We start from the raw sequence: 12,713 nt of genomic DNA on the forward strand, positions 1-12,713 counted from the left end.
CAAACAGTTGGCCGATTGGCATCAATCTGGATTAACCACTTCACGGACAGCCTGACGGTCAAACGTCAGTTTCTGCGAACCGTTGACATCGACAACGATTTTATCTTCGTCGATGGCATCGATCTTACCATGCATACCACCGATGGTGATCACGCGATCCCCTTTTTGAAGGGCCTGATGCATTTCCTGAATCTTCTTTTGACGCTTTTGCTGAGGACGGATCAAGAGAAAATAAAAGATCGCAAACATCAGCAACAGCGGAAGTAAAGCTCCGAGTAATTCCATGTATTTCACCCCTTTCACCTGTAACGTTCCTGGATGGAATCTGTCCCTTACAGGAATTTCTGCTCCCGTACTATTGTAGACAAAATGTCCCCGGTAAATCAACGATAATCGATCTAAAACTTAAAAGTTTTTTGCATCCGGTCTGTTAAAGCCGTATTCTTCAAAAAATGATTCCCGAAAATCCAACAGCCGGTCTTCGCGGATAGCCTGCCGGACCTGTTCCATCAAATCAATGAGAAAATGCAGATTGTGATACGAACAAAGTCTCAATCCCAGGGTTTCATTCGCTTTAATCAAATGGCGGATATACGCACGGGAATGATTCTGACACACATAACAGCTGCAATTCTCATCAAGAGGACGGAAATCCCTTGCAAATTTCGCGTTTCGCACAACAAGCCTTCCCTTGCTTGTCATCAGCGTACCGTTTCTGGCAATACGTGTCGGAAGCACACAGTCAAACATATCGACACCGCGGATCGCACCGTCAATCAGGGAATCCGCTGTCCCGACACCCATCAAGTATCGCGGTTTATCTTCCGGGAGCCATGGCGTCGTGAATTCGAGAACCCGGTTCATAACGTCCTTCGGTTCTCCGACGGACAGACCGCCAATCGCATAGCCCGGAAAGTCCAATGACACGAGATCCTTTGCGCTTTGCTTCCGGAGATCTTCGTACTCCCCGCCCTGTACGATGCCAAAGAGCCCCTGATCCTCAGGACGTTTGTGTCCCTCGAGGCACCGTTCAGCCCAGCGGCTCGTCCGTTCCACTGACGCTTTCATGTACGCATGTTCTGCAGGATAAGGCGGACATTCATCGAAGGCCATCATAATATCCGGGCCGAGATCATTTTGGATCCGCATTGCCTTTTCCGGACTGAGGAAGAGCTTCTCACCACTCAGATGATTGCGGAAATGAACGCCTTCCTCGGTGATATTTCGGAGGTCACTTAAACTGAAGACCTGAAATCCGCCGGAATCAGTAAGAATCGGCCGGTGCCAGTTCATGAACTGATGCAGGCCGCCCGCCTCTTTGACGATGTCTTCCCCCGGCCTCAGCCAAAGGTGATACGTATTGCTCAGAATGATTTGCGCATTCATTTGCAGCAAATCTTCCGGACTCATCGTCTTTACCGTTGCCAGCGTTCCCACCGGCATAAAAATCGGTGTTTCAAAACTGCCGTGCGGCGTGTGGACTTTTCCGAGTCTCGCACCGGACTGTTTACACGTTTTGATGTGTTCATAGGTTATGGCTGTCATCCATTTACTCTCCTTTTCGGCTGTCGCCGCTCTGATTGGCGATAAGCATTGCATCACCGAAGCTGAAAAACCGGTAACGCTCCCGCACCGCTTCTCTGTATGCATCCAGGACAAACTCCCGCTTTGAAAATGCCGACACCAGCATGACCAGTGTCGATTTCGGCAGATGAAAATTCGTTAAGAGACCGTCGATCCCCTGAAACCGGTAGCCCGGATAAATAAATATATCCGTCCATCCGGAAGCTGCGGCAAAATCGTCATGATCCCGGACTATGGTTTCGAGGGTTCTCGCAGAAGTGGTTCCGACGGCGATGATTCTGCCCCCACGTGCTCTGGTCTCCCGTAATGCTCTCGCAGACGCTTCTGAGAACTGATAAAATTCCGCATGCATCGTATGATCCTCGACCGTATCCACCGAAACAGGACGGAAAGTGCCAAGTCCGACATGGAGGGTCAAAAAGACCGTTCGAATCCCTTTCGCGCGGATTTTCTCAAGGAGATCCGGCGTAAAGTGCAGGCCTGCCGTCGGGGCCGCTGCACTTCCTCGGTTTGCGGCATAGACGGTCTGATACCGGTCCTTCTCATCAAGCTGTTCCTGAATATACGGCGGCAGCGGCATCTCACCAAGGTCATCGAGACGCTCATGAAACACCCCGTCAAATGAAAACCGGAGCAACCGTCTCCCCTCAGGGAGTTCACCGGTGCATTCTGCTTGCAAAACACCTTCCCCGAACGAGATCACCGTTCCTTTTTTCAGTCGCTTCGCCGGTTTAACGAGCGCTTCCCAGACGTGGTCATCCTGCTCTTTCAGGAGGAGGACCTCGATCTTTGCCCCTGTCTCTTTCTTTATGCCGAATAACCTTGCAGGGATCACTTTCGTATCATTCAGCACAAGTGCATCACCGGGATTGAGATGGTCAATCACGGAGGAGAATGTCTGATGGGACAGGTCCCCGGTCGTGCGCTCCATGACCAAGAGCCGCGATTCTTCACGATTTTTAAGCGGTGTTTGTGCGATCAGTTCTTCGGGCAGTTCGTAATCAAAAGCTGAAACATCCATTTTCTCTTCTCCTTACGCATTCGATTGTTCTTCATCGCTGACTGAACAGATAAAACAGAACAGACAGAATGATGCTGATTATGATTGACGTCATCAGAGGGAAATAAAATGTCGTATTCCCTCTTGAAAACAAAAAATCACCCGGCAGTCTTCCAAGCGGCAGGAATCTGCCACCAAACTGCCAGATCACACCAATGACAATAAGTATGAGACCCGCGGTAATCAGCCAGCGTGGCACATCCATCATTGTTTTGGCACCTCCAGTTTAAAATGCTCGTAAACGAGCGGCGTGACAACACGGCCTCTCGGTGTCCGTTGCAAAAAGCCGATCTGCATCAGATAAGGCTCATAGACGTCTTCAATCGTATCCGGTTCTTCTCCGACCGTTGCTGCAATGGTATCGAGTCCGACAGGCCCGCCTCTGAATGTATGAATCAGATTCTTCAACAGTTTATGGTCGATATGATCAAGTCCCAAAGGATCGACCTGAAGGAGATCGAGCGCTTCCTTTGCCAACGCATCCGTAATGATCCCGTCGCCCCTGACCTGAGCGAAATCACGGACCCTTCTCAAAATACGATTGGCAACGCGCGGGGTTCCCCTTGAACGACGGGCAACTTCCACCGAAGAGGTTCCGGCCATTTCCACATCGAGGACCTGGGCGGTGCGCTGAACGATCTCATTCAAATCCGCTTCCGTATAATATTCCAGACGGCTCAGCACTCCAAAGCGATCCCGCAATGGCGCGGAGAGAAGCCCTGCTCTTGTCGTTGCTCCCACAAGGGTGAACGGCGGCAGGTCCAGCTTAACAGATCGTGCTGAAGGCCCTTTGCCGATCACGATATCAAGAAAAAAATCTTCCATGGCCGGATAGAGGACCTCTTCAACGGCACGGTTCAAACGGTGAATTTCATCTATAAACAAAACGTCCCCAGGCTCTAAAGCCGTGAGCACCGCAGCCAAATCACCAGGGCGTTCAATCGCCGGACCTGATGTGGTTCGAATCTGTACACCTAGTTCGTTGGCGATGATGGTCGCGAGTGTTGTCTTCCCAAGGCCAGGCGGGCCGTAAAGCAGGACATGATCAAGGGCTTCCTCTCTCATCCTGGCAGCTTCAATAAAAACAGTCAGGTTATCCTTCACCTGATGCTGACCGATGTATTGCTGCAACCGCTGCGGTCTTAACGAGAGTTCTTCGAATTCCTCCTGTTCAAGCGCCTCGCCGCTGACAATTCGTTCATCCATGCATTCATCACTCCCTGCATTTCCTTCTCCAACTTACTTCAAAAGCTCCTGCAACGCCCTTCGGATATAAGCATCCGTCGTCATCGATTCGCCGGACAGAACCGGCTTGATTTTCTGCAGTTCCCGGTCCACATAGCCAAGGGCCTTCAATGCTTCAAGGGCCTCATCCAGTTCCGGATTATCAGAAACGGGCTCACGCTCATTCATAACGGCATTCACCGGTTTCTGACCTTCGTTATGATCGTTCAAATCCGGTAAAAGCTCGCCAAGTTTTCCTTTTAAGTCGAGAATCATCTGACGGGCCGTTTTCTTTCCCACGCCCGGAAATTTCACCAGGAACTTCTCGTCTTCAGATTCAATAGCCGCGACCACTTTTCCCGGATGACCGGACGTGGCAATGGCCAGTGCGCCCTTCGGGCCAATCCCGGACACCTGAAGCATTTTCTCAAAGAGCTTCCGTTCTTCGCGGAACCTGAAACCATACAGCCTGATCGCGTCCTCCCTGACGTGCTGATACGTAAAAACGGTCAGTTCTTCATTCATCCATTCCTGAAACCGGTACGGGTTGCCGCAATGGATCAGATAACCGACACCGTGCACATCAACGGTGATCGTTTCCGTTTCAATATAGAGGAGGGTCCCTCTGATCTGTTCGATCATCTTCATCACTTCTTTCAAGTCGGTTGCATCGTCTGTTTCAGCTCTCTGCTGAAACGCCAGTTCTTATCTTAACACAAAAACGGCGAGAAAGTCTGACTTCCTCACCGTCATGCTCAGATCACTTCTTTGATGCTTTTCGGTTTACCGTTTTTTTTAATCGCATCCCATGTGAAGCAAGGATAGCTGCCGAGCACCTGAACCTCACAGCCGAGTGCACGAAGTTCTTCACACGCTGCCGGAAGCAGGACATCATCATACTTCTTATCCACATCCACGATGAAGAAATAATTCCCGAGACCGGTCTTCGTCGGGCGCGATTCGATTTTTGTCAGATTGATTTTGCGCCAGGCAAAGGCTGCGAGTACCTGATGAAGAGCACCGGAAAAGTCCGATGAAAGTCCGATCATCATCGTCGTCTTATAAGGTGTATCGCCAAGGTCCTCTTCGCTGAACACCTGATCCTCGTTGGTCAGTAAGAGAAAGCGCGTCTGATTGTTCGTATAGTCATTGATCGACTTTGCGGCAAAGGACAGCCCGTATGCTTCAGCCGCCACAACGTTCGCTATGGCCGCAGCTTTCTCATCGGGATTCTCCGCAATGTATTTCGCCGCTTCTGCAGTGGAGTTCATATATTGGATCTCTGCCTTTGGATACTGCTCGCGTAAAAACTGATGACACTGAGCGATGGCCTGAGGATGGGAATAAATCGTCTCAATCTCTTCAAGCTGTTCCATCTGGCCACCGGCCACCAGAAGATGCTGTTCAATCGGTGCCGTGACTTCGCCCCCCATGTTCAGACGCTGATGATGAATAAAGTAGTCGAGCGTAATATTGACAGAGCCTTCAATGGCGTTTTCCATCGGAACAACGGCTCTCGTCACCGTACCTTCCTTTACGGCGTCCATGGAATCAGGGATCGTCTTGTACGGAATCAGCTCGTCATCGGGTACGAGTGTCCTTGCAGCTGCTTCCGTAAATGATCCGCGCGGGCCTAAAAATGCTGTTTTTACCACTGCAAACACTCCTGTTCTTTCGTTATGAATTCATTCTTTGTTATCAGTCACGTGCCGGAGCCGATAAGCTCCACCCTGAATACCGGTTCGAGTCGCTCAAGCTTGTCTACAAGCGTCGTGACGTCTCCGGTCATTGCTGCCGTTTCAATCGTCAGCGTAATCGTCGCCTTGCCCTGTAAGGGAATCGTCTGATTGATCGTCAGTACGTTTGCACCAATTTCTGCAATCAACGACAAGAGTTTCGATAATGTGCCTGACTGATCCTCAAGGTGAACGGAGAGAGTAATGATTTTCTCTTTCACCATCGTCGAGAACGGAAAGATTCCGTCTTTGTATTTATAAAAAGCACTCCGGCTGATGCCGATGTCTTGAACCACTTCATTGATTCGTAACCCAGGGTCATGTTCAAGTCTCTCTTTGACTTGGACGGTTCTGAGCATGGCATCCGGAAGCATATCTTCTCGAACCAGATAAAACTGATCGGTTTTCTTTTTCACGTCACTTCACCTGACCCTCATTTAACCTATCTCATCATTATAGAAGAACCCTCCACGTATGACAACAGGTTTTCCATTTTAATAACCGTCGCACAATCAAAAAAGAGACCCCGAAAGGTCTCTTCATTTTGCTTATTCAACGAATTCAAACTCGTAGCTGAGGATTCTGACCGTATCACCATCCTCTGCCCCGCGTTCGCGAAGGGCATCGTCAATTCCGAGCTGACGCATCCGTCTTGCAAACCGCTGCACGGAATCGTGGCGGTTGAAGTCCGTCATATGGAAGATCTTCTCGATCTCATGACCGGTGATACTGAATGCTCCGTCGTCGTCCTTCTCAATCGTAAACGGCGCTTCTTTCTTCGCATACGTATACAGCACACGCTCGTCGACATCCTCTTCAGCAAGCGGGAACTCCGGCGTGTCTTCGATTTTATCCGCAATGGCTCTGAGAAGAGCGGTGATGCCATCCTTAGTCGCTGCAGAAAGCGGGAAGACCGGAACGTCGTCACCCACCTGTTCTTTGAACGTTTGGAGGTGCGCCTCGGCATCCGGGAGATCCATTTTGTTCGCTACGACGAGCTGAGGACGTTCCATGAGTCTCAGGTTATATGCTTCGAGTTCCTGATTAATCGTGAGAAAATCCTCATAAGGATCGCGACCTTCAAGTCCGCTCATATCAATGACATGGACGATGACACGGGTACGCTCAATATGTCTGAGGAACTGGTGACCGAGCCCCACTCCTTCATGGGCACCCTGAATCAGTCCCGGTAAATCGGCAAGCACAAAACTGCGCTGATCGTCAGTCTCCACCACACCAAGATTTGGAACGATGGTCGTAAAATGATAGTCGGCAATTTTCGGTTTCGCTTTTGAGACGATCGACAGAAGCGTCGATTTGCCGACGCTCGGAAATCCGACAAGACCTGCATCCGCAAGGAGCTTCAGTTCAAGATCAATCGTCTTTTCTTCACCCGGTTCGCCGTTCTCGGCAATTTCCGGAGCCGGATTTGTCGGTGTCGCGAACCTGGCATTCCCGCGTCCACCGCGACCTGCTCGTGCGATCGTCGCTTTCTGACCGTGTACGGTCAAATCGGCAAGAATATCACCGGTCTCGGCATCTTTCACCGTCGTGCCCGGCGGGACCTTAATAACATTTGCTTCACGGCTTTTTCCATGCTGCTTTGCCGTGCGCCCATTTTCCCCGCGCTCTCCTTTAAAATGACGCTGATACCGGAAATCCATCAGTGTCCGGAGTCCTTCTTCCACTTCAAAAACGATATCGGCACCGCGACCGCCATCGCCGCCGGCAGGGCCTCCATTTGGTACATATTTCTCTCTTCTGAATGCCACAATGCCGTTCCCGCCGTCACCGGCTTTGACATGCACCTGTACGTGATCTACAAACATAATATCCTTCTCCTTACGTATTCGTTCCGTCTCGTTCGGGTTTCAGAACAAATGAACACTCCTGTTCCGACAGACTCCACTCATCAACAGTTGATGAATAAGTCGCCAGAAATTGTTCTGTTTCCTTTAAAAACCGATCGTTTATTAGCAGTACACCCTGAAAATGAAACGTGACCTGCTTGTCCACACTGTCCTGAATCATCAGTTCCATATCCTGATCTGCACCAGACTGTGAGTGCCTGTCCATCATGGACGTAAATGCATCAAAACAAGCACACAACAAGGCATCACTGTCGGTCCAGATATCTTCCACAGATGCCTCAAATGACAGGCTGAATGCATGATGAAACCAGTTAAACGTCAGCACTTTTTCTGCAAAAGCCGGAGCTTGCAGCTTCATCATTTCACTTTCGTTTTGCGACTGGGCGATCACCCGTTTAATAACCTCTCTTGCTTTGTCAGGCTGCTTCAGACTGAGATATCCGTCTATAAGCTGTATATGGTTCAGCCAATCATGTCTGGCATGGCTCAATATTTGCAGAGTTTCAAGCGGCTTGTTCATCGTAACACTCCAATACGCTGATTTCACCTGTCCGGTAAGGAGTGGTCGCTTACCGGACTTTTTTCACGATCACTCACACAGTCCGAAGACTGCATGGTTTCTGCCATATAAAATATGATACCATAAGAACATGCAAAACCGAACCTATTTCTGTTAAGGGAGTTGAAGGATCATGACAGATGAACGCTATATCTACGGCAATACACCTTGTTTTTTAGGGGCTGCAAACCTTGTAAAAAAGCCTGAGTTGACGGGGCAGTCTGATGTCATTGTGTACGGGGTACCCTGGGAAGGGGCTGTGACATGGGGGGATTATACAGGCTGTGAACTGGGCCCGAAAGCCATTCGCCTGAATTCCGCCCGCTACAGCGGTTATCTGCCGGAACTTGATCATATCGATATATTTGAGCACCTGAAACTCGGTGACAAAGGAGACGTTTCCGTCATCCCGGCCGAGCCCGCTAAAACGATGGATGCCATATACACCTTTGCCGAAGAAGTTTGGCAAACCGGGAAATTCCCGTTAATCTTTGGTGGTGACCACGGCATCACTTACCCAATTGTCAAGGCACTCACAGAATCCCGGAATCAGAAAGTCGGTATCATTCACCTTGATGCCCACTATGACAACAACCAACAGTCCATGGGCGATCCGTACGGACGCGGTGCACCTTTCGCGCGTCTTTATGAAACAGAAGGCGTCGTCAATGAAGCATTGATTCATATGGGCATACACGGACCGCGGAACAAACCGGAAAACGGCCGACTCGCCAAGGATTCCGGTGCCATGACGCTGACCATTAACGATATTCGTGAAGCCGAACACCCGCGAACCATTGCCAGACAGGCTTATGAGATGGCAAGCAAAGGAACGGACGCCGTCTACCTGAGTATTTGCAGTGACGTCCTCGACTACGCCTTTAATCCCGGTGGTCCGGCTGACGGTAATGGGCTGACGTCGTATGAGCTTCTTCAAATCGTTCATGAGATTACCTCACTCGGTGTCGCCGGAATGGACTACGTTGAGGTATATCCGCAACAGGACACAAATGATTTCAGCTCCCACTTCGCTTCATTTGTTGCCGTATATGCACTCGCCGGCCATATTCAGTCCATGAAAAACCGGTAAACCTGCTTCCTCTGGATAATCGCGATTATAAAGAAACGATAAAAACCTGACCGGCTTTCTCGCCCGGTCAGGTTTTTTTATATGGTCAGTTTTTCACAGCAGCCGCAGTAACCGCCTGCCCCTGTTCGGTTTTCAATAATTCAACGGCTTTCTTGCCCTGATCAATACAATCCGGCAGTCCGATACCGTCGAGACTTGCACCTGCAAGAAGGACGCCAGGATACCGTTCTCGCAAAGCATCCCTGAAGTGGGCGGTTCGCGCACGGTGTCCGACTGTATACTGAGGCATCGCATCTTCCCATCGGGTCACAATGGAGAAGAGCGGCTCTCCTTCGATATCCATAATCCGGTTCAAATCCCGAAGAACGGCCGCTTTGATGGTTTCATCAGACTCGGAAACGATGGCTTCACTGCCGCGCTTTCCGACATAAGCTCTCAGAAGAGCATATCCTTTTGGAGCAGCATGCACCCATTTCTTATGGGTCCATGTGCAGGCCGTGATCTCATAATCGTCTTTTTTCGAGACGACGAAGCCTGTTCCGTCAATATCCTTCTTGACCGCATCTGCCGGAAAGGCCATCGCAACCGTTGCAACTGATGTGGACGGCATATCCGTAAACGCATCACCGAATCCTTCGTCCTTAAAGAGTGCCTCAATGTGCTGATGGGGTGTCGTCAATATGACTTCATCGACAACATCCGTCGTGCCGTTTGAGAACCTCAATTCATAACGTCCGCTTGACAGACGGGTGAGTGAGGTGAGCGTGTGCCCTTTTTTGACCGCATTCTTGTCGAGGTGATCTTCCACCGCCGACACCAGTGAGGACAGCCCGTTTTTAAACGTCAGGAACATGCCCACCGGTTTTTTCTTGCCTCCGGTTTGCGGAGCGGACTGGCGCTTCGCCATCGACGTTTTCATCCCGATGATGAGACTGCGGTATTTCTCTTCGAGAGTCTGAAAATGCGGGAATGTCGCATGAAGACTGATCTCATCAATATTTCCGGCATAAATACCGGAGAGCAGCGGATCTATCATATGATCCACGACCTCATCTCCCAGGCGTCTTCTGAAAAACTCTCCGAGAGAGATGTCCTGATCACCTTTCGTGACTTTAGGTAACACCAGATCAAAAGCGGCTCTGGCTTTACCGACGGGACTGAACAACGTGGTACTGATGAAAGGACCCCATTTTGTCGGGATCCCCATCACCGCGCCTTCCGGCATTTTATGGAGGCGTCCTTTGCTTAAGATAAAGGATCCGCCTTCATTCGGAACAAGGTCGTCGGCCATTCCGACATCCTTGGCAAGCTCTGTCATACTCTGCTTTCTTGCAAGAAAAGAATCCGGTCCTGTTTCGATGGTGAAACCGTCCTTTTTCACGGTTTCAATTCGGCCGCCGAGCTCCGCCTTTGCTTCGTAGAGGGTATACTGAGCGTCAATGTTGCCCGCCTCAATCTCTTTTTGCAAATAAAATGCTGCGGAAAGGCCGGTGATCCCGCCACCGATCACCGCAATCCTGCGAGTAGTCATAATAGATCATCCTTTAAGTGTTTTTTCGATGACCGTCGCCAATGAAGCAATGAACTCCGGCTTGGCGTTTGGCATTTCAGGGCGGTAGTAGCCCGCTCCGACTTCATCTGTCACCACTTTACACTCATAATCATTGTCATACAAGACCTCGAGATGATCTGACACAAAACCGACAGGGCAGAACATATAGGCTTCGTACGCATGTTTGTGATGCAGATCACGAGTCAGATCCTGAACGTCAGGACCAATCCACGGATCCGGCGTATTGCCTTCACTCTGCCAGCCGATTTCATAATTCTCAACGCCTGCTTCTTCTGCGATCAATCGCGCTGTTTCTTTTAACTGATCCGGATAGGGATCTCCTCCTGCGAGGATTTTTTCAGGCAAGCTGTGCGCAGAAAAAATAACAACGTGATTCTGTTTCTCTTTTTCCGTCATCTGTTCACGTGTCTTTTTGACCTGATCCGCCCAATACGTAATAAAGCCCGGCTCATCATACCAGCTCTCAACGGATGTGATGGACGGCCCGCTGATTTTCTCTGATTCTTCCTTCGCTCTGCCGTTGTACGACTTGACGCTGTATGACGAATAATGAGGAGCAAGTACGATACTGACCGCTTCTTCAATGCCATCCTCTTTCATTTGGTGAACGGCGTCTTCGATAAACGGATCAATATGCTTTAACCCTTCATAAACTGAAAACTCAACATCCTCATATCTGCGATTCAACTCATCCTTTAATGCATTGGCCTGATCCGTCGTAATGCCTGCAAGGGGTGAAATCCCGCCAATCGCGTCGTAGCGCTCGGTTAATTCATCAATCGCTTCCTGGGAAGGCTTTCGTCCCCGGCGGATATGTGTATAAAACGGTTCAATCTCCTCTACTTTTCGCGGTGTACCATAAGCCATAACTAATAATCCCATTTTCTTTTTCATCACGAATCACCCATTTCTCTTAGATAATACTTCTTTGGAGTAATCATGCACGAAAGCCGTCAACTGACGAAGTTTGGCCGGATCCACTTCCGGAAAGACGCCGTGTCCGAGATTAAAGACAAAACCGGGCTGTTCAAGTCCCTGGTCAATAATTTCCTTTGCCCTCGTTTCAATGACGCGCCAAGGTGCGGTGAGTACCGTAGGATCAAGATTCCCCTGAACGGCTTTCGTTACACCATCTTTTCTCGCTTCATGGATTGGATAACGCCAGTCAAGACCGACAACGTCCAAATGAAAACTGTTCCAGTCAAGGGTCAGATGTCTCGCGCCGATCCCAAACAGAATCAACGGCACGCCTTCTCCCTGAAGCTCATTAAAGATACGCTCCATTACAGGCTTTACGTAAAACTGATAGTCTGCCTGATTCAGCGTCCCCACCCAGGAGTCAAAGATCTGAATGGCCTGTGAACCTGCCTGAACCTGCGCCTTGACATAGGTAATGACCATATCGCCTAGTGTATCCATCAGTTTAAACCAGGTCTCGGGCTCACTGTACATTAACCCCTTCGTCTTATAATAATTCTTTGAAGGTCCGCCTTCAATCATATAGCTTGCAAGCGTAAACGGGGCCCCGCTGAAGCTGATCAGAGGAACGTTCAGCTGCTTTCTGAGAAGTTTAATCGTGTCCAATACATAAGGCACATCTTTCTCCGGGTTCAGCGCCGTCAACGCATCGACATCGCGCATTCCTGTAATCGGGTTACTGATAACCGGCCCGATTCCCTTTTGGATCTTCACGTCCACTCCCATGGCCGGAAGCGGTGTCATAATATCTTTATACAGAATGGCCGCATCATTGTCGTACTGATCCACCGGCAGCTTCGTCACATATGCGCACAGTTCCGGATCTTCCGTAATGCCCTCAAGGGAATATTTCTTCTTCAATTCCCTGTATTCAGGCTGTGAACGGCCCGCCTGCCTCATGTACCATACCGGAACATGGTCAATGGCTTCTTTTCTGCATGATTTTAAAAACTGATCATTAAACAAGCTCTCACCTCATTTTAATTCTCTCTCTGATTTTTCACTGAAATTACACACAGCTCAAATTTTACACGATAT

14 protein-coding genes are annotated in these 12,713 nt (G+C 49.7%); 1 reads left to right on the forward strand and 13 read right to left on the reverse strand.

The window, feature by feature from the left end:
• Nucleotides 1-21: 21 nt before the first annotated feature.
• The 10 genes from yajC to BSEL_RS17140 form a co-directional block, all read right to left on the reverse strand.
• Nucleotides 22-285, reverse strand: a complete 264-nt coding sequence (yajC, locus tag BSEL_RS12525; RefSeq protein ID WP_041581947.1) for a preprotein translocase subunit YajC — start codon at nt 283-285, stop codon at nt 22-24.
• Nucleotides 286-405: 120 nt separating this feature from the next.
• Nucleotides 406-1,545, reverse strand: a complete 1,140-nt coding sequence (tgt, locus tag BSEL_RS12530; protein ID WP_013173390.1) for a tRNA guanosine(34) transglycosylase Tgt — start codon at nt 1,543-1,545, stop codon at nt 406-408.
• A 4-nt stretch (nt 1,546-1,549) separates the two neighbouring features.
• Nucleotides 1,550-2,605: a tRNA preQ1(34) S-adenosylmethionine ribosyltransferase-isomerase QueA gene (gene queA, locus BSEL_RS12535; RefSeq protein WP_013173391.1), complete on the reverse strand. Its 1,056-nt coding sequence runs from the start codon at nt 2,603-2,605 to the stop codon at nt 1,550-1,552.
• Between the two features lie 31 nt (nt 2,606-2,636).
• A complete protein-coding gene (locus BSEL_RS12540) occupies nt 2,637-2,852 on the reverse strand; it encodes a DUF2905 domain-containing protein (RefSeq protein WP_013173392.1) in 216 nt (71 codons plus the stop codon).
• The gene (gene ruvB / locus BSEL_RS12545; protein ID WP_013173393.1) at nt 2,849-3,850 is read right to left on the reverse strand and encodes a Holliday junction branch migration DNA helicase RuvB; all 1,002 of its coding nucleotides are present in this window, start codon (nt 3,848-3,850) and stop codon (nt 2,849-2,851) included. The genes BSEL_RS12540 and ruvB overlap by 4 nt, the downstream gene beginning before the upstream one ends.
• A gap of 33 nt (nt 3,851-3,883) precedes the next feature.
• Nucleotides 3,884-4,510 (reverse strand): Holliday junction branch migration protein RuvA, encoded by a 627-nt coding sequence (ruvA, locus tag BSEL_RS12550; protein ID WP_013173394.1) that lies wholly within the window; start codon nt 4,508-4,510, stop codon nt 3,884-3,886.
• A gap of 113 nt (nt 4,511-4,623) precedes the next feature.
• Nucleotides 4,624-5,523, reverse strand: coding sequence for a prephenate dehydratase (gene pheA / locus BSEL_RS12555; RefSeq protein ID WP_013173395.1), 900 nt, complete (start codon nt 5,521-5,523; stop codon nt 4,624-4,626).
• Between the two features lie 47 nt (nt 5,524-5,570).
• Nucleotides 5,571-6,020, reverse strand: coding sequence for an ACT domain-containing protein (locus tag BSEL_RS12560; RefSeq protein ID WP_013173396.1), 450 nt, complete (start codon nt 6,018-6,020; stop codon nt 5,571-5,573).
• A 132-nt stretch (nt 6,021-6,152) separates the two neighbouring features.
• Nucleotides 6,153-7,433 carry a GTPase ObgE gene (obgE, locus tag BSEL_RS12565; protein WP_013173397.1) on the reverse strand — a complete coding sequence of 427 codons (1,281 nt, stop codon included), beginning with the start codon at nt 7,431-7,433 and terminating at the stop codon, nt 6,153-6,155.
• A gap of 13 nt (nt 7,434-7,446) precedes the next feature.
• A complete protein-coding gene (locus BSEL_RS17140) occupies nt 7,447-7,995 on the reverse strand; it encodes a sporulation initiation phosphotransferase B (RefSeq protein ID WP_013173398.1) in 549 nt (182 codons plus the stop codon).
• Between the two features lie 172 nt (nt 7,996-8,167).
• Between BSEL_RS17140 and BSEL_RS12575 the strand changes: the two genes are divergently transcribed.
• On the forward strand, nt 8,168-9,124 hold the full coding sequence (locus BSEL_RS12575) for an agmatinase family protein (RefSeq protein WP_013173399.1): 957 nt from the start codon (nt 8,168-8,170) through the stop codon (nt 9,122-9,124).
• Nucleotides 9,125-9,209: 85 nt separating this feature from the next.
• Here the strand turns inward: BSEL_RS12575 and hemY are convergent, their stop codons facing one another.
• The 3 genes from hemY to hemE are packed head-to-tail and all read right to left on the reverse strand — an operon-like array spanning nt 9,210 to nt 12,641.
• Nucleotides 9,210-10,655, reverse strand: coding sequence for a protoporphyrinogen oxidase (gene hemY / locus BSEL_RS12580; RefSeq protein WP_013173400.1), 1,446 nt, complete (start codon nt 10,653-10,655; stop codon nt 9,210-9,212).
• A 6-nt stretch (nt 10,656-10,661) separates the two neighbouring features.
• Entirely contained in the window at nt 10,662-11,594 is a 933-nt protein-coding gene (gene hemH / locus BSEL_RS12585; RefSeq protein WP_013173401.1) for a ferrochelatase, read from the reverse strand.
• Nucleotides 11,595-11,597: 3 nt separating this feature from the next.
• Complete coding sequence (gene hemE, locus BSEL_RS12590; RefSeq protein WP_013173402.1) at nt 11,598-12,641, reverse strand: uroporphyrinogen decarboxylase; 1,044 nt, start codon at nt 12,639-12,641, stop codon at nt 11,598-11,600.
• Between the last annotated feature and the right edge of the window lie 72 nt (nt 12,642-12,713).

This window comes from [Bacillus] selenitireducens MLS10, from assembly GCF_000093085.1.
Classification (GTDB): domain Bacteria; phylum Bacillota; class Bacilli; order Bacillales; family Salisediminibacteriaceae; genus Salisediminibacterium; species Salisediminibacterium selenitireducens.

Excerpts from the sequence above, each read along its gene's own strand:
- yajC (WP_041581947.1), bottom strand. The coding sequence starts at position 285 with ATGGAATTACTCGGAGCTTTACTTCCGCTGTTGCTGATGTTTGCGATC.
- tgt (WP_013173390.1), bottom strand. The coding sequence starts at position 1,545 with ATGACAGCCATAACCTATGAACACATCAAAACGTGTAAACAGTCCGGT.
- queA (WP_013173391.1), bottom strand. The coding sequence starts at position 2,605 with ATGGATGTTTCAGCTTTTGATTACGAACTGCCCGAAGAACTGATCGCA.
- BSEL_RS12540 (WP_013173392.1), bottom strand. The coding sequence starts at position 2,852 with ATGATGGATGTGCCACGCTGGCTGATTACCGCGGGTCTCATACTTATT.
- ruvB (WP_013173393.1), bottom strand. The coding sequence starts at position 3,850 with ATGGATGAACGAATTGTCAGCGGCGAGGCGCTTGAACAGGAGGAATTC.
- ruvA (WP_013173394.1), bottom strand. The coding sequence starts at position 4,510 with ATGATCGAACAGATCAGAGGGACCCTCCTCTATATTGAAACGGAAACG.
- obgE (WP_013173397.1), bottom strand. The coding sequence starts at position 7,433 with ATGTTTGTAGATCACGTACAGGTGCATGTCAAAGCCGGTGACGGCGGG.
- BSEL_RS17140 (WP_013173398.1), bottom strand. The coding sequence starts at position 7,995 with ATGAACAAGCCGCTTGAAACTCTGCAAATATTGAGCCATGCCAGACAT.
- BSEL_RS12575 (WP_013173399.1), top strand. The coding sequence starts at position 8,168 with ATGACAGATGAACGCTATATCTACGGCAATACACCTTGTTTTTTAGGG.
- hemY (WP_013173400.1), bottom strand. The coding sequence starts at position 10,655 with ATGACTACTCGCAGGATTGCGGTGATCGGTGGCGGGATCACCGGCCTT.